The organism is Rothia aeria, from assembly GCF_016726365.1.
GTDB classification, from domain to species: domain Bacteria; phylum Actinomycetota; class Actinomycetes; order Actinomycetales; family Micrococcaceae; genus Rothia; species Rothia aeria.
Genome location: NZ_CP068102.1, coordinates 362542 through 382137, shown reverse-complemented (window position 1 = coordinate 382137; position 19596 = coordinate 362542). Strand labels below are relative to the sequence as shown.

Annotated in this window: 28 protein-coding genes; 24 read left to right on the top strand and 4 right to left on the bottom strand. The window is 47.7% G+C overall.

The genetic code is table 11. From position 1 onward, the window contains the following. Positions 1–99 precede the first annotated feature (99 nt). The 10 genes from ribB (at position 100) to lgt (ending at position 9874) form a co-directional block, all read left to right on the top strand. Positions 100–1386, top strand: a complete 1287-nt coding sequence (ribB, locus tag I6I94_RS01630) for a 3,4-dihydroxy-2-butanone-4-phosphate synthase (RefSeq protein ID WP_128087712.1) — start codon at positions 100–102, stop codon at positions 1384–1386. Continuing rightward, the gene (locus I6I94_RS01625; protein ID WP_006887888.1) at positions 1383–2180 is read left to right on the top strand and encodes a GTP cyclohydrolase II; all 798 of its coding nucleotides are present in this window, start codon (positions 1383–1385) and stop codon (positions 2178–2180) included. The genes ribB and I6I94_RS01625 overlap by 4 nt, the downstream gene beginning before the upstream one ends. A gap of 57 nt (positions 2181–2237) precedes the next feature. Further along, positions 2238–2711 carry a 6,7-dimethyl-8-ribityllumazine synthase gene (gene ribH / locus I6I94_RS01620; protein WP_037237396.1) on the top strand — a complete coding sequence of 158 codons (474 nt, stop codon included), beginning with the start codon at positions 2238–2240 and terminating at the stop codon, positions 2709–2711. Between the two features lie 91 nt (positions 2712–2802). Then, positions 2803–4392: an anthranilate synthase component I gene (locus I6I94_RS01615; protein ID WP_128087713.1), complete on the top strand. Its 1590-nt coding sequence runs from the start codon at positions 2803–2805 to the stop codon at positions 4390–4392. 9 nt (positions 4393–4401) lie between these two features. Then, positions 4402–5103, top strand: coding sequence for a Trp biosynthesis-associated membrane protein (locus I6I94_RS01610; RefSeq protein WP_128087714.1), 702 nt, complete (start codon positions 4402–4404; stop codon positions 5101–5103). A 131-nt stretch (positions 5104–5234) separates the two neighbouring features. After that, the gene (locus I6I94_RS01605) at positions 5235–5489 is read left to right on the top strand and encodes an HGxxPAAW family protein (RefSeq protein ID WP_037237388.1); all 255 of its coding nucleotides are present in this window, start codon (positions 5235–5237) and stop codon (positions 5487–5489) included. 98 nt (positions 5490–5587) lie between these two features. Then, positions 5588–6391, top strand: coding sequence for an indole-3-glycerol phosphate synthase TrpC (gene trpC / locus I6I94_RS01600; protein ID WP_201620806.1), 804 nt, complete (start codon positions 5588–5590; stop codon positions 6389–6391). Between the two features lie 124 nt (positions 6392–6515). Next, a complete protein-coding gene (gene trpB, locus I6I94_RS01595) occupies positions 6516–7856 on the top strand; it encodes a tryptophan synthase subunit beta (RefSeq protein ID WP_128087716.1) in 1341 nt (446 codons plus the stop codon). A 3-nt stretch (positions 7857–7859) separates the two neighbouring features. After that, positions 7860–8711 (top strand): tryptophan synthase subunit alpha, encoded by an 852-nt coding sequence (trpA, locus tag I6I94_RS01590; protein ID WP_126499942.1) that lies wholly within the window; start codon positions 7860–7862, stop codon positions 8709–8711. A gap of 11 nt (positions 8712–8722) precedes the next feature. Beyond that, positions 8723–9874, top strand: a complete 1152-nt coding sequence (gene lgt / locus I6I94_RS01585; protein ID WP_236588893.1) for a prolipoprotein diacylglyceryl transferase — start codon at positions 8723–8725, stop codon at positions 9872–9874. Between the two features lie 317 nt (positions 9875–10191). On the opposite strand, the gene I6I94_RS01580 is transcribed toward lgt, so the two are convergent. From I6I94_RS01580 to I6I94_RS01570, 3 genes are all read right to left on the bottom strand, one after another. Continuing rightward, on the bottom strand, positions 10192–10482 hold the full coding sequence (locus tag I6I94_RS01580; RefSeq protein ID WP_201620805.1) for a hypothetical protein: 291 nt from the start codon (positions 10480–10482) through the stop codon (positions 10192–10194). Positions 10483–10522: 40 nt separating this feature from the next. Continuing rightward, entirely contained in the window at positions 10523–11113 is a 591-nt protein-coding gene (locus I6I94_RS01575; RefSeq protein ID WP_201620804.1) for a hypothetical protein, read from the bottom strand. Between the two features lie 279 nt (positions 11114–11392). Then, positions 11393–11920, bottom strand: a complete 528-nt coding sequence (locus I6I94_RS01570; RefSeq protein ID WP_094758091.1) for a hypothetical protein — start codon at positions 11918–11920, stop codon at positions 11393–11395. 674 nt (positions 11921–12594) lie between these two features. Here I6I94_RS01570 and I6I94_RS01565 point away from each other — a divergent pair. The 5 genes from I6I94_RS01565 (at position 12595) to I6I94_RS01545 (ending at position 14991) form a co-directional block, all read left to right on the top strand. Then, entirely contained in the window at positions 12595–12963 is a 369-nt protein-coding gene (locus tag I6I94_RS01565) for a hypothetical protein (RefSeq protein ID WP_128087720.1), read from the top strand. Between the two features lie 22 nt (positions 12964–12985). Beyond that, positions 12986–13435 (top strand): hypothetical protein, encoded by a 450-nt coding sequence (locus tag I6I94_RS01560; protein WP_201620803.1) that lies wholly within the window; start codon positions 12986–12988, stop codon positions 13433–13435. A 16-nt stretch (positions 13436–13451) separates the two neighbouring features. Further along, a complete protein-coding gene (locus tag I6I94_RS01555) occupies positions 13452–13613 on the top strand; it encodes a hypothetical protein (RefSeq protein WP_201620802.1) in 162 nt (53 codons plus the stop codon). A gap of 9 nt (positions 13614–13622) precedes the next feature. Continuing rightward, the gene (locus I6I94_RS01550; protein WP_201620801.1) at positions 13623–14246 is read left to right on the top strand and encodes an SMI1/KNR4 family protein; all 624 of its coding nucleotides are present in this window, start codon (positions 13623–13625) and stop codon (positions 14244–14246) included. 436 nt (positions 14247–14682) lie between these two features. Next, positions 14683–14991, top strand: a complete 309-nt coding sequence (locus I6I94_RS01545; protein WP_201620800.1) for a hypothetical protein — start codon at positions 14683–14685, stop codon at positions 14989–14991. Here the strand turns inward: I6I94_RS01545 and I6I94_RS01540 are convergent. Then, positions 14988–15290, bottom strand: coding sequence for a hypothetical protein (locus I6I94_RS01540; protein ID WP_201620799.1), 303 nt, complete (start codon positions 15288–15290; stop codon positions 14988–14990). The genes I6I94_RS01545 and I6I94_RS01540 overlap by 4 nt on opposite strands. 319 nt (positions 15291–15609) lie before the next feature. On the opposite strand from I6I94_RS01540, the gene I6I94_RS01535 reads away from it, so the two are divergent. The 9 genes from I6I94_RS01535 (at position 15610) to I6I94_RS11515 (ending at position 19520) form a co-directional block, all read left to right on the top strand. Continuing rightward, entirely contained in the window at positions 15610–15927 is a 318-nt protein-coding gene (locus tag I6I94_RS01535) for an RHS repeat-associated core domain-containing protein (RefSeq protein WP_197702296.1), read from the top strand. 113 nt (positions 15928–16040) lie between these two features. Continuing rightward, complete coding sequence (locus I6I94_RS01530) at positions 16041–16451, top strand: hypothetical protein (protein ID WP_201620798.1); 411 nt, start codon at positions 16041–16043, stop codon at positions 16449–16451. A 138-nt stretch (positions 16452–16589) separates the two neighbouring features. After that, entirely contained in the window at positions 16590–16799 is a 210-nt protein-coding gene (locus I6I94_RS01525; protein ID WP_201620797.1) for a hypothetical protein, read from the top strand. A 421-nt stretch (positions 16800–17220) separates the two neighbouring features. After that, complete coding sequence (locus I6I94_RS11570; RefSeq protein ID WP_371518427.1) at positions 17221–17301, top strand: HNH endonuclease; 81 nt, start codon at positions 17221–17223, stop codon at positions 17299–17301. A 117-nt stretch (positions 17302–17418) separates the two neighbouring features. Then, positions 17419–17730, top strand: coding sequence for a DUF7716 domain-containing protein (locus tag I6I94_RS01515; protein WP_201620796.1), 312 nt, complete (start codon positions 17419–17421; stop codon positions 17728–17730). A 242-nt stretch (positions 17731–17972) separates the two neighbouring features. Continuing rightward, positions 17973–18176 (top strand): hypothetical protein, encoded by a 204-nt coding sequence (locus tag I6I94_RS01510; protein ID WP_201620795.1) that lies wholly within the window; start codon positions 17973–17975, stop codon positions 18174–18176. 270 nt (positions 18177–18446) lie between these two features. After that, on the top strand, positions 18447–18716 hold the full coding sequence (locus tag I6I94_RS01505) for an RHS repeat domain-containing protein (RefSeq protein WP_279756226.1): 270 nt from the start codon (positions 18447–18449) through the stop codon (positions 18714–18716). Between the two features lie 352 nt (positions 18717–19068). Continuing rightward, complete coding sequence (locus I6I94_RS01495) at positions 19069–19371, top strand: hypothetical protein (protein ID WP_201620794.1); 303 nt, start codon at positions 19069–19071, stop codon at positions 19369–19371. A 17-nt stretch (positions 19372–19388) separates the two neighbouring features. Further along, a complete protein-coding gene (locus I6I94_RS11515; protein WP_269090146.1) occupies positions 19389–19520 on the top strand; it encodes a hypothetical protein in 132 nt (43 codons plus the stop codon). The last annotated feature ends 76 nt before the right edge of the window (positions 19521–19596 follow it).

Sequence of the window (19596 nt, the reverse complement as noted above, 5' to 3'; positions counted from 1 at the left end):
CATCCGCAGAGTGAAAAGTTAGCCGGAACGGGAATAAACCGGCGCGTGTGCGCCGTTAGAATGGATTGGGTGCCACTAGCTGGCGTGACGAGGAGAGAAATGTTTACAGGAATTATTGGTGCTTTAGGCACTGTAGAGTCGGTGACGCCGGTTCTGGACGCTCAGGGTAGAGATACTGGTGCCGCGCACATCACCATTAACGCTGGTGATATTGTTGCCGATCTGGGGCACGGCGGTTCGCTGGCCGTTAACGGTGTGTGCCTGACCGCCATTGACCTTCCCCACCTGAGCGAAGGGCAGTTTAGGGCCTACGCCATGGGTGAGACTCTGGCCCGCACCAACCTGGGGGCTCTCGTACCCGGTTCGCACGTGAACCTTGAACGGTGCATGCCCGCAGGCGGCCGTTTTGACGGGCACGTGGTACAGGGGCACGTTGATGGAACCGCAACCGTCGTCTCGGTGACGGATCATGATGCGTGGCGTACTGTCCGCTTCGCCGTGCCCGCCGAGTTCGCCCCATATTTGGTGCAGAAGGGGTCAATTACGGTCTCGGGTGTTTCGCTGACCGTCACCGCCGTCTCCGATCCTGCCCAGAAGCAGCACTGGTTCGAAGTTGGGCTGATCCCCGAAACCCTCGCCGCCACTAACCTGGGGGAGCTCACCGTGGGGGACACCGTGAACCTGGAAACTGATGCACTAGCCAAGTATGTGGGACGCCTGCTGGCATTCGACACCCCGCAGGCGCGGGAGCACACCACCGCGAACGGGCCCGGCCGGACACTCGATACGGTTCAGAGCGCAGTCGATGCGATTGCCGCCGGGGGCGCAGTGGTCGTGGTAGATGATGAGAGCCGCGAGAATGAGGGCGATATTATTTTTGCGGCCGAACACGCCACCAAGCAGCTGATGGGTTTCACGGTGCGGTACACCTCCGGGGTGATTTGCGCCCCGATGAGCGCCTCCCGCGCCGATAAGCTGAACCTGCCCCCGATGCTCGCCCATAATGAAGACCCGAAAGGTACCGCCTACACTGTCTCATGTGACGCGCGTATGGGGGTCAGCACCGGTATTAGCGCCGCCGACCGTGCCCGTACCGTCCGGGTACTGGCCGACCCGTCTGCAACCCCAACCGATATTACCCGTCCAGGACATATTTTCCCGCTCCGCGCGGTAGCAGGCGGTGTGGCCCAGCGCCCCGGGCATACCGAAGCAGCCGTGGAACTGTGCCGTGCCGCGGGGCTTTCGGGGGTGGGCGTTATCGCCGAGCTGGTGCACGATGACGGCTCAATGATGCGTTTCGACGCGCTGCGGGCTTTCGCTACCGAACACAGCCTGCCGATGGTCTCCATCGAAGATCTCATCGCCTACCTGAAGGAGGGCGCATGAGCCCAGAACCGAAACCTGCCGCCTCCACGGGGCAGGGCTGGGAGGGCCTGAACCTTCCCCCGGAGCAGGAGCAGGCCGTCGCGGACGCCGCCGCATCCTACATCGCCTCACCCCTGGATACGGTACCGATGCCCAGCCCGCAGCTGATCGAAACCACCTACGAGGTGCCGGTTCCAACCCCGCACGGTGTATTTGGTGTGCGCGCCTGGCTTTTCGCCGACGGCGCCGAACATATTACCGCCCGCGCCCTCAACGATGACGGAACCCCCACCCCGTTCACCGGCACCGGCACGGAGCCGCCAGCACCCGCAGTGCGCATCCACTCGGAGTGCGCCACCGGCGACATTTTTGGTTCGTACCGGTGCGATTGCGGTCCGCAGCTTGAAAACGGCCTGCGCATTATCGCCCAGCAGGGCGGCTGGCTCGTGTACACCCGCAACCATGAGGGGCGCGGCATTGGGCTGGTCAATAAACTGCGGGCCTACCGGCTGCAGGACGCTGGCCTTGATACGGTAGACGCGAACCTGGCGCTTGGCCTGGACGCCGACATGCGCGACTATACGCAGGCGTCAGTGATTTTGCAGGAGTTGGGCGCCGAACGTATCCGGCTGGTGTCAAATAACCCGGCGAAGGTGCAGGCGCTCGCCGAACTGGGGGTTGAGGTTCTTGAGATGATACCCGATGAGGTGCCCGCCCGTGCCGAGAACACCCGGTATTTAGCGACTAAACGCGACCGGATGCGGCACCAACTGGGCCCCAGGAATACACACCCCAACCACCCCCACAACCACTAATACCCTGAAAACACCAGAACTACACGTAGGTTCTGAAACAACCCGAAGGAGAACACCATGAGCGGCGCAGGCGCGGCAGATACCACCCTCACCCCCGAAGACTACCGGGGTTTTAAACTCGCTATTGTGGCAGCCAGCTGGCACACCCAGGTTATGGACGGGCTGCTGGACGGTGCCCGGCGGGCCGCAGCGGATGCCGGTGTAGAACCCACTATTGTGCGTGTTCCGGGCACATTCGAACTACCTGTGGCGGCCACCCGCCTGGCTGAGAAGTACGACGCGATTGTGGCGTTGGGTGTTGTGATCCGCGGCGGCACCCCGCACTTTGACTACGTGTGCCAGGGCGCTACCAGCGGCCTGACCGATGTGTCTGTGCTCACTGGCCGCCCTGTGGGGTTTGGTGTTCTCACCTGCGATAATGAGCAGCAGGCACTGGACCGCGCGGGCCTGCCCGGCTCCTCCGAGGACAAAGGGTATGAGGCCACAGCGGCGGCGCTGCAGACCGCCGCCACCCTGAAAAACCTCCCGTAAAGCTGCCCGCCCCGCCCCGGCGGAGCAGCTTTGGGGCGGGACTACACTGGATGTGTACACCACCGAATCAAAGAACTGAAGGAACACCCCCATGCAGGATTTGGGCATTATTTCCCCCTCGCTTGACGAATTCCGTGCGTTAGCGGCGCAGCGGCGCGTCATCCCGGTGCGTCTTAAAGTGCTGGCGGATGCGCTCACCCCCATCGGTATTTACCGCTCACTTGCCCTTCAGGACGATGGCACAGCAGCCCCGGGCACGTTCCTGCTGGAATCGGCGAAGGTCACCGCCGAAGGGGAGTCTGCCGCCTGGGACAGGTACTCGTTTATTGGTGCCTCATCCCGCTCGACCCTTACCACCGTGGACGGGAAAGTGCACTGGCAGGGCGAAACCCCGGCCGGGGCGCCCACCGAGGGAGACCCGGTGGAGGCCATCGCCAAAACCCTGCATATGCTGCACACCGAGCCGCTGCCGGGGCTTCCTCCGCTGACATCGGGGCTGGTGGGGTACCTGGGGTGGGACGTGGTGCGCCGCTGGGAGCACCTGCCATTCCCTCCCGCCGATGATGTGCACCTGCCGGAGTTCGCGCTGAATATGGTCTCTGATATGGCGATCCACGATAACACCGACGGAACGGTTCTGCTGGTAGCTAATGCCATTAATTTCAACGGCACTGACGAGAACGTAGATGCCGCCTACGCCGATGCCCGCGTCCGGCTAAACCGCATGGTAGAGCGTCTTGCCCGCGGCGCATCCGATATGGTCTCAGTGCTTTCGGACGTTTCGCGGGTGGATGAGCGTGTCCGTCATGAGGTCACCGAAACCTGGTCTGAACAGGGGTACATGGACGCCATTGACAAGGCGAAGAAAAACATTGTTGACGGTGATGTCTTCCAGATCGTACCCTCACGCCGGTTCGAGGTCGCCACCAAAGCTAACCCCTTGGACGTGTACCGGATGCTGCGCCAGTCAAACCCGTCCCCGTACATGTACCTGTTTAATTTTGCGGATCCGGCAGGCACTCCGTTCCATATTGTAGGGTCCTCACCGGAGGCACTGGTGACCCTCAAGGACGGGAAAGCAACCACCCACCCGATCGCTGGTTCCCGACCGCGCGGGGCCACCCGGGAGCAGGATATTGCGCTCGCTCAGGAGCTGCTGGCGGATCAGAAGGAGCTTTCGGAGCACTTGATGCTGGTGGATTTGGCCCGTAATGACCTTTCCCGCATTGCTAAGCCTGGTACTGTGTCGGTGGATGAATTTATGATCATTGAACGGTTCAGCCACATTATGCATATTTCTTCGACGGTGAGCGCCGACCTTGACCCGCAATTTGGTGCCTATGATGTGTTGAGGGCGGCTTTCCCGGCGGGCACTTTATCGGGGGCGCCCAAGCCGCGTGCGTTGCAGCTGATTGATGAGTATGAGCCTACCCGGCGTGGCGTGTACGGTGGTGTGTGCGGGTATTTTGATTTTGCCGGGGACATGGATATGGCGATTGCGATCCGCACCGCTGTTCTTAAGGACGGTAAAGCCTATGTGCAGGCTGGTGCTGGTATTGTCATGGATTCTGTGCCCACTTCCGAAACGCAGGAGACCGTAAATAAGGCGGCGGCCCCATTACGGGCTGTACTGAGCGCCTCTGGTTTGGCGCCTTTGAACTCGCAGAACGCAACCTCTTAGGAGGCTCCAATGAGTGATGAACCCGACAGCGGGCGGGCAGACGGGCAAAACCCCCACGAAAACACCGGTGCCCAAGAGTCGAGCATGGAACGTGAACCTGCCACACCGGATGCCATCGCCTCCGAACAGCAGGCTAAGGAGCGCAGCACCCGCCCGGGACTGGTGATGCTCTCCGGACTGCTGGTGGCGGCCGCAGCGTTCGGTACCACTCTTCTCACGTGGGTGGATGCGCGAATCACCGGTGCTTTCGGTGAGCAGTCTTTAGCGGTTTCCGGCTCAAAAGCCGCTCCGGCGGTGAGCGCGCTTGCGTTGGTGGCGTTGGCGGCCCCGCTTGCTGGGCGTATCGCCCCGCGCCTGTTGCGGTATGTGGTGTACGGTGTTGCCGCAGCTGCGGGGGTTGGTATCGTCTTGAGTGTTATTGCGGTGACAAGTAACCCTGCTGCAGCTGTGGTGACAGAGACCAGCCGCCTAACAGGCACAATTTCTCCGGCAGGCGAGTATGCGCTGAGCCCGTGGCCGTGGGTGTCGGCGGCGTGCGGTGTGCTGATTATCGTGGTCGCGCTGTGGGCTGCGTTCACTTCCCGCACCTGGGATGCTGGGCGCAGGTATGAGCGTTCAGCCGCGCGTAGTGTCCATACGGAGGACGGGCACATGGATGAGATGGACGCTTGGGATTCGCTCAGCAGGGGAGAGGACCCCACCACCCGGTGACCCGGTGTGCCCCCTGTTTTTTCGTGTTTGGTGTCTTAAATTCAGCCTTAGCCCGCGATATGTCATAGAATCGTGTTAACAAGTGGCGGATTGTTCGGTGAGCATCCGCTGGCACACACTGAGGAGTTTTCGTGGCTGAAGAGAAAATTGTTATTGTTCCTGAACGCCCGTACGCTAACCACGGCAACACGGTTGCCGCGTGGGTTATGGTCGCCATTATGACAGTTGGTGTTCTGGTGGGTTCCATTGCTTACGACTTGGGCAGTCAACCGGTGGTTTTCGTCGGCGCGGGCATTATTGTGATTGGCCTGTTGGTTGGGTTTTTCCTGAAGCAGGCTGGCTATGGCCAGGGCGGGGCGAAGACGAAGAACACCGCACGCCACTAGGGCTTGCTGGTAGAGGCGTTCCGCGAATGTGCGGGGCGCCTTTTCTCTACCTGCCACGAAGGGCACCTTTGCGGGCGAGTGAACTGAAGGAGTGAACCATGAGTACCAGTACCGTACTGGATGAGATTATTGTTGGCGTGCGTGAGGATGTAACGCAGCGTATGGAGCAGGTTCCGTTGGAGCGCGTGAAGGAGCTGGCCCTTGCAGCTGAGCCTGCCCGGGACGCGCTTGCGGCGTTACACGGTGATGGTGCGAAGGTACGTATTATTTCTGAGGTGAAGCGTTCTTCCCCGTCGAAGGGTGCCTTGGGGGACATCCCGGATCCGGCGGTGCTTGCGGCTAAATATCAGGCTGGTGGTGCGGCGGCTATTTCTGTGTTGACTGAGCAGCGTCGTTTTGGCGGCTCGTTGGCTGATTTGGATGCTGTGCGTGCTGCCGTGGATATCCCGGTGCTTCGTAAAGATTTTACAGTTGATGAGTACCAGATTTGGGAGGCCCGGGCACATGGGGCGGATATGGTGCTACTTATTGTGGCGGCTTTACCGGAGAAGACTTTGCGGTATTTTTTGGAGTTAACGGAGCTGCTGGGGATGAACGCTCTTGTTGAGACACATACACCGGATGAGATTGAGACAGCCCAGCGGGTTGGCGCGAAGATTATGGGTATTAATGTGCGTAATCTAAAGACTCTTGAGGTGAATAATGAGCATTACGCGTCCTTGGCGGCTAATCTGCCGCAGAGCGTCATTAAGGTGGCGGAGTCTGGGGTGTCCGGTATTGAGGACGTGACAGGCTACGCTAATGCCGGGGCGGATGCGGTGCTCATCGGCGAGGCTTTGGTAAAGTCAGGCGACCCTGAGGCGGCGGTACGTGCGTTTTCGGCGGTGCCTCGTTCGCAGTAGCTTTATTGTGCGTTGAGTATGCTCAGCGGGTGGCGCCGGTTGTGCGGGCCGCCCCGTAGAATATTAAGGATGCGGGTGTTTTGTCTGCCCGCACCCCAGTAGAATCACCCCAGGAAGGACAACAATGAGCGAAAACCTGGCAGAGACATTCCTTAAGAGCCGCACTCTTAAGGACGCACCCGGCCCTTATTTCGGACAATATGGTGGCCGGTGGATGCCTGAGTCTCTCATTGCTGCCATGGATGAGCTGGAACAGACTTTTAACGAGGCGAAAAATGACCCCGAGTTTATTGCGCAGTTTCAGCGTCTTTCTCGCGAGTATTCAAACCGGCCTTCACTGCTGACTGAGGTGCCGCGGTTTTCGGAGCACGCGGGGGCCCGAGTCTTCCTCAAGCGTGAGGATCTTAACCATACCGGGAGCCACAAGATCAACAATGTGATCGGGCAGGCGTTACTGGCTCAGCGGATGGGCAAAACCCGTTTGATCGCTGAGACCGGTGCGGGCCAGCACGGTGTAGCTACCGCAACTGCCGCTGCCTTGTTCGGCATGGAGTGCGTTGTGTACATGGGGGAGGAGGACACCGAGCGGCAGGCTTTGAACGTGGCTCGTATGCAGCTGCTGGGGGCGAAAGTTATTGCCGTACAGAACGGTTCTCGAACTCTTAAAGACGCTATTAATGAGGCGTTGCGTGACTGGGTCGCTAACGTTGAGAACACCCACTACCTGTTGGGTACGGCTGCGGGTGCGCACCCGTTCCCGGCGATGGTTCGGTTTTTCCATGACGCTATTGGCTCAGAGACGCGGGAGCAGATTCAGTCTCTTACGGGGCGCCTGCCTGATGGGGTGGCTGCCTGTGTGGGTGGTGGGTCGAACGCTATTGGTATTTTCCATGCCTTCCTTGACGATAGGGACGTTGAAATATACGGGTTTGAGGCTGGTGGTGATGGCGTCGAGACTGGGCGCCATGCGGCGACTATTACCTTGGGCCGCCCCGGTATGCTTCACGGCGCGGTAACGTATCTGATGCAGGATGAGGACGGGCAGACTATCGAATCTCATTCCATTTCGGCGGGGTTGGACTATCCGGGGGTCGGCCCGGAACATTCGTACCTTTCGGATATTGGCCGCGTGAGCTACCAGCCGGTGACCGATACTGAGGCCATGGAGGCGTTCCGCCTCTTGTGCCGCACTGAAGGAATTATCCCCGCTATCGAGTCTGCTCACGCGCTTGCTGGTGCGCTGCGTGTTTGCCAGCAGTGGGCGGCACAGGATCCTGCGGCCGCTCGGGAGAAGATTATGGTGGTGTGTCTGTCTGGCCGTGGTGATAAGGACATGGAGACTGCCCTGAAATGGTTCGACCTGGGGAAGGCCATCCCGTCTTCTACATTAATGACTGGTAATAAAGAGGCCGCCGCGCAGGGGGCTGCTGAGAACCTCAAGCAGGCAGAAAGCGAGAAAAACTAACTTATGAGCTACCAGGATGCACAGCCGCATGCCGCCACGTACTCCGTGCTTGACGGCGCTTTCCCGCCCGCTAACCCGGGGTCGGCATTAGCTGCCCGCCTGCGTGAATGCCAGCAGGCCGGTCGCGCCGCCCTGATCGGTTATTTACCAGCCGGGTTCCCCACTGTGGATGAGTCGGTTGCTGCCGCCATTGAGCTGGGTAATAATGGGGCGGATATTATTGAGCTTGGTGTGCCGTACTCTGACCCTGTCATGGACGGCCCGGTGATTCAGCAGGCTACAGGCACTGCTTTGGATAACGGGTTTAAGCTCACTCAGTTGTTTGATGCGGTGCGCCGTATTACTGAGGCAACTAACGCCGTTGTGGTGGTGATGACGTACTGGAACCCGGTTCTCGCGTATGGGGTGGATCGGTTTGCCAGTGATCTTGCTGCTGCCGGGGGTGCGGGGATTATTACCCCCGATCTGGTGCCGGATGAGGCTTCTGAGTGGTTTGAAGCGTCCGAGAAACACGGGCTGGATCGTATTTTCTTGGCGGCGCTGTCGTCGTCCCAGGATCGTCTTAAGACTATTGCGAAGGCGTCTAGTGGTTTTGTGTATGCAGTGTCGGTGATGGGTGTTACGGGTGCCCGTGCCTCGGTCTCTGAGGCTGCTCGGTCGCTGGTGGATGATATTCGTGCCGCCGGTGCCAAGCATGCGTGTGTTGGGTTGGGGGTGTCTACCCGCGCTCATGTGGAGGAGATTGGTGCCTACGCGGATGGGGTGATTGTTGGTACCGCACTGGTGAAGGCGCTGCAGCAGGGCGGGCCTGAGGCTGTGGGGACGTTGACCCGTGAATTGGCAGGTCGTGCATAATGTTGAGTTTGGTGTCTTCAGCTGCCGTGTCGGCTGTTTCTAGTGTTCCTTTGGCGTCTATCCCTTCTCCTGATGTTTCGTATATTCAGGTTGGGCCGCTGCGGATCCATTTTTATGCGCTGTGTATCCTCGCCGGGATTGCGGTGTGCCTGTGGCTTAGCGGCAGGCGGTGGGCGCAGATGGGGGGTACCCGTGAGCGTGTGTATGATGTGGCGATGTGGGCTATTCCTGCCGGTATTGTGGGTGCCCGAGCCTATCATGTGCTCATTACCGACCCAGGCAGCTATTTTGGCCCGAAGGCAAGTGGCGATCCGCTGGCCTTTTTAAAGATCTGGGAGGGCGGTATCGGTATTATGGGCGCGGTTTCTGTGGGCGCTCTTGGTGCCTGGTATGCGTGCCGCCGTTACCGCATGAATTTCGCGGCGTTTGCGGATGCTGTGGCGCCGGGTATTATTTTGGCGCAGGCGTTTGGTCGTTGGGGTAACTGGTTTAATCAGGAGCTTTTCGGTAAGCCTACGACTCTTCCGTGGGGTCTGCAGATTGATGCGAATAGTCCAAATTTCCCGAGCCAGTACCCGGCGGGTACACTGTTCCACCCCACCTTCTTGTATGAGTCGCTATGGAATCTGCTGGGCGCGTTCTTGCTGATTTACCTGGGTAAGAAGGGCGTTTTGAAGCTGGGGCAGACCCTGTGGCTGTATGTTTTGTATTACGGTGTGGGCCGCTTGTTCATTGAGGCTTTCTTGCGTATTGATACTTCCGAGATGCTGCTGGGGCTGCGTATTCACGTGTGGACCGCCGGGTTGCTGGTGGTGCTGGGGTTGACCGGCTTTATTGTTGCGGGTGTGCGCGCCTCGGCGAAGGCTGCTGCTGGTGTGACGGATGGCCCTGTTGAGGAACGCGGGACAGCTGAGAACCCGTCGGATGTACTCGAGACGGGTTCAAAGGATGCTGCGGAGGACGATGCAGCCTCGACAGGGGAGAAGGCTGACGACAAGAAGAAGGCTGTGAAGAAAACCGAGAACACCAGTAATGTTTCTTTGGCGAAGGGTATGTCGAAGGCTAAAGCTGTATATAATTCTGCGGCTGAAACATCTGGCGAAGCTCAGGGCCGTCCCTCTCAACCGAAGAAAGAGACAACAGACGATTCTGACGGATCGTAGCCTCACCACCAGTATGGAAAGGTGGGTACCCTGTGTGCTGCCGATAGTTTGAGATCTTCCCGAGGGACTGCGCTGTGCTTGCAGTAGGTGGCAGCGTATAGTCTTCGGGGTTGTATGTTTCAGCTGTGGCGATGCAGGAGTGGCGGTGAAGTGTGGGTGAAGAGCTCAAAAGGGTAGTAGCTTATAAGCTTTTATCTGCTGACCGGGATACGGTGATTGATGGGCTTATGGAAATGGTCTTTGCCGTGGGTGATGTTACCTGGGTGTCTGAGCGGCTTTGCGAACAGGCTGACAGTGCCGATACCGGGGTGAGCTCACTAGCTATTACCTGCTTTGTTCTTTGCCGCTGCCACAATGCTGTTCAGTGTTTCCAGGGAATTTGTATCGACCTCATCTGCTAGCTCTTCCACGGGCAGAACTTCACCGTTGGTGGTTCTGTAGGCGACGAAAAAGTCAGTATCGATAAATGAGACCCCAAAATCTTTGAAAGCTGGGCATCCAGAACGTGAGTCTTCCAGGCCGTGGGTGTATGCACTAAATTCTTCTATCGTTTGATGGGATATCCCCAGCCACACAGATATTATTCCCCGAACGGTTGTATCAATCATTCTTGTGTCCTCCCTGTTAACGAGTAGCCATCAGAGCTTTCTAAAAAAGATATAAAGTACCGGATGAATAATCGAAAGATTTCACATGTGTTTTTAAATTTTCTTTCGAAGAATTATCAAGATGCACCACTAAATTATTAGGGTGATTTTTCCATATGGGTGAGTATTTCCAGCCGCAGGGTAAATAACCAAGATTTAGCAGAGATATGAGATTTCTATTAAAATTAATAAGCATATTTTTGTGGAGTTTTGATACATAGAATTCTTGAAAACCTCTCACTAAAGCGGGTATTAAAATATAATCAGCAACATTTTCATTTATTTTGTAGGATATTAACCTATGGGTTAGATAAGTTTTATTTTCGTCAAATATATTCTTACCTTCTGCCGCTAGATCATTGATGATACTTCCATCCATGGAATGCATTTCAAGAAATTCAAGAATTTCATTAAAAACATCAATATCAATATTCGTCCAAGCATCAGCTTTCATGCACCTGTATGCCCGGTCTTTCTCTGTAATGAACTGGATATTAAAAGGTGATGATATGCTGCCACCATAATCTTGATGGTTTCCAATATTGTTCAACCAGTTATTAATCTGGAGTGTTTGTCTAAACTCTTGAGACACGATTTGTATGTCTAAATTCATGATTTTCCTATGGTTATTAGTGTATCCTGTTTGACAGCACCTTCTGGTTTATCTCATCCGGGAGTGTACTCTCAGAAGAAAATTATACTCTGTCGGAGCGCCTGGATTCGGGCAGGGCGCCAACCTATACTCGCTTGCTTGCTAATGTAGTTGATCGTCTGTATGAGGAGCTTTCAGACGATCAATATCGAGGAGTAAAATATTTTATGTAAGTAAAAGCTCATTCGAAAAAGATTAATTTACTTAAGTTATTAATTTCTAACAAATTGAAGAGAATCCCTCAAATATTTTTGGCCAAGGCTTTGTGTTAAAACATTTTTGCAAGATTTCGGTAGTATTAGTTAGATTATAAAAAACTTCGAAAAGATCTTTTCCTAGAAGATATATATCTCCCACAAAATCAGTTGCGTATATATCAAATTCATCAGCTAGATTTTCGCTATATATATCCCAAAATAAATAATATCCTGATTCGCTTCTGGCAAATGGCTCCATACGTTCCATTAAACTTAATAAATCATTTGGATAATAGCCGATGTATTCATCAATATTATTTATATATGTCGACCTAATGTCTTCACGTGCTTGTTGCCAGGAGTCGTGAAACTTAGGGTTTGAAGGGATATAGATTAAGTAATTGTTCAATGCTCTGCCCCAACCGAACTGATCCACAAAAATTTGGTAAGAATAAGGAAAAGGTTTTCCATTTGCGAATCTAAATTCTTTCAAGTATTTTGAATCGGCAAATACTTGAGAATAACTGATTATTTCTAGATTATAATTCATAATTCTATTTTCCTATTTTATTAATTAAACTGAATATATTTTAGCATTAGTATTTAATATTTTGATGCATTCTATTTTCTATATCATTATTAATATAATACCTGTTTTATCCTAAGCGAGCATTTTACCTTGGAAGGCACTAAACTGCTGCCTTCATAAAGGGCTACTACTATTATATAAAACAGTACTCCTTCGTGATAACACGCTGACCCGAGAAGAGTATGAACCTTTGGCACAGGTTTAAAGCCACATTGACGCTGAAGGTGAAAGTCAACAAAAGATCTATGTCATGTGACAAAATCAGTATCCAAGGGCGTTGCGCATAGTTTGTACATTATATGGTGGGACACGAATAAAATAAAAGGAGCAGCACCAGTTGCGATACAGGTAAGAAATGGAAAGCTGATATCAGCATGTAAATCGTGTGGTAAATTTTTAGATAAGCTAGGCATCATTGATGGTGTAGCAGCCCAGGATTATTAAAAATATTTTAAATATTGAGGTGAAAATGAAACAACCATATGAAATAAATTCTGATTTTTTTAAAAAGATGATTTCTTCCGGTTGGTATCCGGAAAGGGACATTATACTTGAAAAGCTGCCATCTCATATAGAGGACTTACCCAGCGTGGTTAAGAAATTTTTGGTATATTTCAGTAACTAAAGATTTTTACATGCAAGATAATTATAAAAAATATATATTTAGTAATGATGTTTATACTTTTGGGGAAACAACCCAAAAATTAATAGATTATTCATCAGAAGAAGAAAGTTCATATTTTTGTACATATTTGACAAATAAGAAAATAAGAAATTTTGGTTTTAAGAGCGGTCGAGAAATTTTGATTGATGAATCAGGGGGAATTTATGAAATCCCTGACTCGGGGGATATCTATTATGTTGGAGGGAAATTTTATGAAGGACTCTATAATTTAATATTTACAAGAGGAACCTCTTATCTTATAAACGATACTGGCTCATTGTTTATAGAGAGTAAGGAAGGGCTAATTTCAGCAAATATTAATATTGAAGATATTATATAAGGTTTAAAAGAAATAAATAATTATGAGCTATAAAAAAGTGTCTAAATCAAAAATTATTAATGCATATGATAAAATTAGAGAATTAAAATTAATTGAATCAATTCCGTACACAGAGTTAATTAAATTTTTGATTCTATTTACTGAGATAGAAATAGCTCCTCTTAGTAATGGAAATGACCCCAAAATAGATTTAGATTACGCTAAGAGATTTTTATCTGGAAAAATTACTGCCAAAAAATTACATACTCGTGAAAAGTATGCTTGGGCTAATTATGAAATATTGGAAGGTAAAGAAAAAAGTATTCAACGTATAACGGTAAGCTTTTTGTATCCAAGGGTAGCAGAGAAAAATCGTTTATTAGGAGATATATATGAGGAATTGTTTCTTTACCTTGAGCTGCTATATGAAATTGAGGATGTTTTGTGTGATAGGTTCATTGCCGCACTGGAAAACTTCATATCAAGTTCTTAATTAGACAAAATATTGGATGAAGGTAAAACAATTGAGTGGATTATCTCCTCGTGATAGGTGTGAAATCGGCATGGAAAATTTTGCTAAAAATGAAGTGACCATAGAATTTTCATGGGCAGATAGAAATTCTGGTAATCTCATAAAAAGAACAGAGGGACCAGGCGGTGAAATATTATAGTGAGGAAAAATGTTAGATAAAATTAAAATAAAAATCAAAAAAATTCAGAGTGGTAATTATGTCATTACTAAAAGATTTGAAAAGCTAACTTTCAATCCAATTATAGATAAAGAAGCTATTCAACATTTTGAAGATGTTAATAATGTTGTCCTCCCTGAGGATTATAAAGAATTTATACAAATCATTGGAAATGGAGGAGTCGGTCCTGGTATAGGAATATTACCATTGGATAATGATAAAAGTATTATAGATCCAAGAATCCTGTCAGAAGAAGGAGAAGACAAAATTTTATTGTCTGAAAATTTTCCTTACTGTAAAGCTTGGAACGATGATTCCTTTTATGATGCGTTAGAAATTAATGCTAATAATTTAGATGTCCTAAGTAGAAATTATTTTTCAACGAAACATATTAGTGGTTCAATTTGTGTCTGTGACTTAGGATGTGGTGAACTATTTTTGCTCGTCTTGACAGGACCAGAAGCTGGTAATGTTTGGTATGATGGGCGAGGTAATTATGGTGGAATTTTTCCATATTCATATAAAGAAAAGGGAAGAGTTAGTTTTTTAGAGTGGTATGATATTTGGCTTACTGAAATTCTAGATAAAGTTCCTATTGTAGAAAGAGATTTTTGATAACAAACATGAACCTGTGCTGTATAGTAACTGCATTTTTCGTTAAAAATTTTTGCTACCACAAAAAGCAAATAAAATGCAGCTTAAAGTTTTTGGCGAATATTTTTACGCAACATGCGTTTAGAATGATCAGCAGGCTGTGGAGATATATAATATATTTATTTAACGTGTGGTGTAGCGTCGTGGATGCTAACTGCACGTGCGCTTCTGTCTAATTACCTGCAAAAAAATAATAGACAACTATATGGAATCGCAGACCAGATTATTATTGAAGTTAATTTAAGTCAAATTTAGAGAGATATTTATTGATTTACCTAGTAGTTGTTCTCGATTAAAAGGTAATACAGTTAAAAATAGGGCATCTAAATCACAAGAGATATTAGTAACAGGTAGTATCCCCACAAGTGCAATTAAAAAAGTAGATTAAGGGCATAATATGGAAGAAGATAAAATTCAAATATTTACTAAAAATTTTTTGAATGTTTCACATCAAGCAGAAACGCGAAAAGGTATAACAAACTATGATTGTGAGAATTTAATTAACTCATTACTTGAATTAAAAAAAGAATATTCTGGCGCGGATGCTTTACCTATTAGTTTAGTAAATATATTTATTGATATGACTTCTGTTCTTTTGACATGTGGAAATAGGCAACATGAAGTATATACTAATGAAGAACAAGCAAATAAAATTTTTCATTTAATGGATGCGCTACATGAAATTGCAATGGAAATGACTAGCTAAAACCTGCCTGGCCGATGATGCATTCTTCTTCGGTTAAAATCCGCAAGCGCCACATCATACGCGTTGGCGATATGTTCTATATGAACAACAAGTTCAAAGGAAAGCTGTTGCCTAAACCCCTGTATTTCCTGTAAGGCCGCTGCTGCTGCCGGCCGTCCGGTCAATCCGATATACGGGCTGAAGTTTTTGGAGAGTGAAACCGACTTTGCTTTTGAAGGCATCCTGCCGCCCTGACGGGTAGTAGCGGACGGTTCGGGCGAAGACTGTACCATCTTCCTGCTGGTGGCGGTGGAAGACACCAACGGCAACCTACAGTACCGACCAGCGGACGGGAACGACCCACTTCGAGTATGACAAACTGGGCAGGATCACCAAAGCGGGCAGCGAACTGTTCGTCTTTGACCTGCGCACAATATCTTTTCAGAGGAACCTCGAGGATAAAACCGGATTCGTTCGGGACGGCAGCCACCTACTGCAGGAAATTCACTCAGACGGCAGATATACCTACCTGAACAGCTATAAACCGCTTGCGCAAGTCCGCGATGGGCAACCGACGAAGGAGAAAGCTGATACCAAATCCACTACTTCCACTGTGAGCATATCGGCATCCCACGTGAGATGACCGATAAGGATGGCAATCTCTTGTGGTTTGGGGATTATTACGGTTGGGGCAAACTAAAGAGCGAAACCAAAGTAACGGATACCGTTTACCAGCCATTCCAGTTACAGAACCAGTATGCCGACCGCAAGGCAGGACTGCATTACAACTTCTTCAGGTATTATGAACCTGATACAGATCGGTTTGTGCGTCAGGATCCGATTGGGTTGATAGGAGGAGGTAACTTATATCTATTTGCACTAAATGTTCATTGTTGGATTGATTCTTTGGGATGGAAAACTTGGGTCAAGTATAAAGAAAAATCTGAAATGTTTTGATCAAGTCGTATATCATACAAATAGCAAGGAATTTGTGATAATTACTCAAAAGTTTTGCCCAAGAAAGTCTAACAAATATTATTTTATAATTACGAAAGTATAAGAATTATTAAATGAAAAAAGCTAACCATAAAATTAATGTAATAAAGCAAATAGAAGATGCTGTAAATATCGTTGGTAATCATCCCCACCAAAATCCTGATAGGGTGTTTTTATATATTAACTATGATATGCATAGTTTTGAAGATTCATTTGATGAAATTTTCAGTATTTCTGAATTGGAATCGGAGGATTTTTGTTTGATTTCGTCCAATTGTGAGATTACTTTACCTAATGGGGAAAAATTTTGTGGGGTATCTTTCAAAAGTAACTCAAATAAGACATTAATTCTGCAAAAGATTAAAAATCATTTTGAGAGAAAAGGATATCAGTATGGGGTTATTAGAAACAATAATTTAATATTAAGCACAAATAATGTGATTAATTTAGATGACTGCTCTGCTATCCTTTATGACTATGATTAATATTCGAGGGATTTAACAACTGTAGCAAAAGTTACACCGGCTGCTGACGGAGAAGCCTTACCTTCTTGTGAATCTTATTCTTTTGTCTTGAATCTCTTAGTAAGGAAATTCTACTTTAATAGTTCTTAGGAGTATGATATGCCTATTAATTCAAAAGAAAAAAGGGAAAGAGAAGATATTTATATAGGAAATAAAATAGATAGTAAAAATCTTTTAGAAAATTTATCCTATGAAGAGTTCATAATAATATGTATTTCATTTACAGAGAAATTTATTGTTACTCTTAGTAAAAACCTTTCTTTTAAGGAAGATATATATTATGTCAGCTTGTTTACCAAGGGAAAATAAATCAAGAAGTGCTAAGAAAGAGGAGAATAGATGCTTGGTCCAGATATGATTTACTAGAAGGTAAAGATAAATACATACAGCGTGTAATCATTTGCTTTTTATATCCTGATATAATTAATTCAAATAATGAAAGAATAGATGATTTTCAGGAATTATTTTTAAATTTATTACTTGATATTAAAGATAGTTTATGTATCATGTTTTTTGATTTTCTATCTAATCACGCAGGTTAATTAAAATATAACAAATTTTGTGATACATATGTAGCCATATAGGTGACAGTACCGGTAGCCTTCAGATAAGCATCAGGCATGGATGGTACCGCAGGTGTTAATGAGGGGTAGAAGTGATGTTTCAACCGTGGCGATGATCCGGCTGATAGTGGTTGCCAGGCTCCGAAGTTTTCAGTGAGTTCTTCGGTATGGGGTGCCGCAGGTATCGTACTGGATTAACTTGGCATCATCACAATAGCCCAGGTAAATTAGAATTAGTTGATCGATAAGATTATAGAAAGTATCACAAGATATACCACCCTGATGGTAGCGGTAGTCGTGAAAAATGGGGCGGCGGAAAGAAATATCGTAATAAATGTAGATAACTTATGAAAGGAAATTACTCTATGATTAAATTTATTGGAATTAAAAACTTAATTGATTCAAAAGAAAGCCTTTTAGACTATGGTTTTCTTTATACATTAAAAAATGATGACGTAGAAACCGCAGAAGGATTACTCAAGTGTACTTTTTTGTTACCAGAAACTGAAAGCGATGAGTTTTTTATAGAAAATAATAAAGATTATCGAAACTGGCTTGAATCTCCAACATTTATTGACATAATTGAGAATTATACAGAAACCCATTCTGATGCTACGATAAATTCCTTAATTAATGCAGTTTTACATTATTGGGATCATGATGATTTTTTAGATTAATTGTTTAATTATCAAAAATTTAAAAACCATCAAAAAACAACTTATTAAAAGCGAGCAAGCCGTAGCTTGTATGTAGGGCGTGTACCCAAAGGCACGAATGTGGTTTTTAGTTCAATGATTGCTTAGGCCGTCTGAAAAACCTTCCCACAGCCCTTGCCTGCTTCGATTACAACGAAAATAGCCAACTCATCGCCCAGCACCAATGGAAAGTACCGTCCAAAGAAGAGAATTCCCGAAACGGTTTGCCCGAAACCGACTGGCGCGATGCACAGTACGATATGCTGCACCTGCCCGTTACCGAAACCGTCCGCTACCGCTACGAATTCAACGGTAACCGCGCCGCCACCATCCTGTCCGACGGCGAAGTGCAGAACTATTTCTACAATTTGCACGACCAACTAGTTAAATTGGAAATATTCAAAAAAGACGGCACGAAAGAAGCGTAGGCTTACCGCTACGATGCCTTGGGCAGACGGATAAGCAAAGCCCGGCTGAAAGCAAACGCTAACGAAGTTTCAGACAGGCATTCAGCAGACCATACCTGTCTGAATACACCAAACAGCAAAGATATTTTAGATAGCGAAATTGCCTGCATCTACACCGATGCAGACAGCTATGAGCCGCTGGCTTAAATCCGCAATTGCACAGATACAGAAGATAGCAACAAACAGCAGACCGACTACTTCCACCGCGATCACATCGGCATCCCGCGTAAGATGACCGATAAGGACGGCAAGCTCTTGTGGTTTGGGGATTATTACGGCTGGGGTCGTCTGGAAGAGGAAACCAAGGTAACGGATAGCGCTTACCAACCCTTCCGCCTGCAGAACCAGTATGCCGACCGTGAGACGGGGCTGCATGACAACTTCTTCAGGTATTATGAGCCTGATGCGGGTTGGTTTGTGAGTCAGGATCCGATTGGGTTGCTTGGTGGAGATAATTTTTATTTACTGCTCCTAATGTTCAAGAATGGATTGACCCATTAGGGCTATCAAAAAAAGGAGGTAAGGCTATTCTAAAAACAATATCTGGAATTATTTCTGAAGGATTTAGCACAAAAGCAAAAGGTAAAAGAGGAAAAATACATCCTGTCGTACAAAAAGCTTATGATAAAGTTTCTGCCCGAAAAAGGTCTGCTTTTCATTGCAAATGTGGGGAAGTCGATGCTCTTAGCAGAATCGCAGAAGATGCAGATGCTCGGACAATTTCTGATTTAAGAAAAATCGTTAAAAACGGAACATCAGAAGCTTATGATCTTGCTGATGATACACTTAAAGCACTGTGTAGTAGTTGTGCATGGGTATTAAAATTCTTAAGAATGAAAGGTAAAAAATAGTCATGGATGATATAAATGAAATTATGGATAATATTTCTGAGTTTTTAGAAAAAACCCAGAAAAATAAAAATTTTTTAATTAATAAGTTAAGAGATTTCCTAAAAAAATTTTATGAAAATAATTCACAGATTAACATTAAAGAAAAAATATTTTTGAACAATAAAAATACTGATGTATCATTAAGTTTTTTATTGGCAAGTGAAAATTATTATAATGGCTCCATATCATTAAATTCATTAATAAATGAACGTTCCCAAGCATGGAAGTTATTTGATTCAAGCTCAGAAAGTTTTAGATTTTTTTAAATCTTATTATCTATACTATGTACGATTACGAGAAGGAAGAAATTGCAAAAGAAGGAGGAGATATTGATGACTTAATTTCAATTATAATTATTGATTTACATGATATTCATCCCTCTTTGCCAATGCAGTTTGAAGAGTTCCTTATTTAGCAAGCGTAGGTTGAGTCAAGACCCAACAAATGCCAAAGGTCGTCTGAAACCGCCGAACGGCGTTTTCAGACGACCC

Coding starts and splice junctions, on each gene's coding strand:
- ribB (WP_128087712.1), top strand. CDS start 100: ATGTTTACAGGAATTATTGGTGCTTTAGGCACTGTAGAGTCGGTGACG.
- I6I94_RS01625 (WP_006887888.1), top strand. CDS start 1,383: ATGAGCCCAGAACCGAAACCTGCCGCCTCCACGGGGCAGGGCTGGGAG.
- ribH (WP_037237396.1), top strand. CDS start 2,238: ATGAGCGGCGCAGGCGCGGCAGATACCACCCTCACCCCCGAAGACTAC.
- I6I94_RS01615 (WP_128087713.1), top strand. CDS start 2,803: ATGCAGGATTTGGGCATTATTTCCCCCTCGCTTGACGAATTCCGTGCG.
- I6I94_RS01610 (WP_128087714.1), top strand. CDS start 4,402: ATGAGTGATGAACCCGACAGCGGGCGGGCAGACGGGCAAAACCCCCAC.
- trpC (WP_201620806.1), top strand. CDS start 5,588: ATGAGTACCAGTACCGTACTGGATGAGATTATTGTTGGCGTGCGTGAG.
- trpB (WP_128087716.1), top strand. CDS start 6,516: ATGAGCGAAAACCTGGCAGAGACATTCCTTAAGAGCCGCACTCTTAAG.
- trpA (WP_126499942.1), top strand. CDS start 7,860: ATGAGCTACCAGGATGCACAGCCGCATGCCGCCACGTACTCCGTGCTT.
- I6I94_RS01580 (WP_201620805.1), bottom strand. CDS start 10,482: ATGATTGATACAACCGTTCGGGGAATAATATCTGTGTGGCTGGGGATA.
- I6I94_RS01570 (WP_094758091.1), bottom strand. CDS start 11,920: ATGAATTATAATCTAGAAATAATCAGTTATTCTCAAGTATTTGCCGAT.
- I6I94_RS01565 (WP_128087720.1), top strand. CDS start 12,595: ATGCAAGATAATTATAAAAAATATATATTTAGTAATGATGTTTATACT.
- I6I94_RS01560 (WP_201620803.1), top strand. CDS start 12,986: ATGAGCTATAAAAAAGTGTCTAAATCAAAAATTATTAATGCATATGAT.
- I6I94_RS01555 (WP_201620802.1), top strand. CDS start 13,452: ATGAAGGTAAAACAATTGAGTGGATTATCTCCTCGTGATAGGTGTGAA.
- I6I94_RS01550 (WP_201620801.1), top strand. CDS start 13,623: ATGTTAGATAAAATTAAAATAAAAATCAAAAAAATTCAGAGTGGTAAT.
- I6I94_RS01545 (WP_201620800.1), top strand. CDS start 14,683: ATGGAAGAAGATAAAATTCAAATATTTACTAAAAATTTTTTGAATGTT.
- I6I94_RS01535 (WP_197702296.1), top strand. CDS start 15,610: ATGACCGATAAGGATGGCAATCTCTTGTGGTTTGGGGATTATTACGGT.
- I6I94_RS01530 (WP_201620798.1), top strand. CDS start 16,041: ATGAAAAAAGCTAACCATAAAATTAATGTAATAAAGCAAATAGAAGAT.
- I6I94_RS01525 (WP_201620797.1), top strand. CDS start 16,590: ATGCCTATTAATTCAAAAGAAAAAAGGGAAAGAGAAGATATTTATATA.
- I6I94_RS11570 (WP_371518427.1), top strand. CDS start 17,221: ATGGGGTGCCGCAGGTATCGTACTGGATTAACTTGGCATCATCACAAT.
- I6I94_RS01515 (WP_201620796.1), top strand. CDS start 17,419: ATGATTAAATTTATTGGAATTAAAAACTTAATTGATTCAAAAGAAAGC.
- I6I94_RS01505 (WP_279756226.1), top strand. CDS start 18,447: ATGACCGATAAGGACGGCAAGCTCTTGTGGTTTGGGGATTATTACGGC.
- I6I94_RS01495 (WP_201620794.1), top strand. CDS start 19,069: ATGGATGATATAAATGAAATTATGGATAATATTTCTGAGTTTTTAGAA.
- I6I94_RS11515 (WP_269090146.1), top strand. CDS start 19,389: ATGTACGATTACGAGAAGGAAGAAATTGCAAAAGAAGGAGGAGATATT.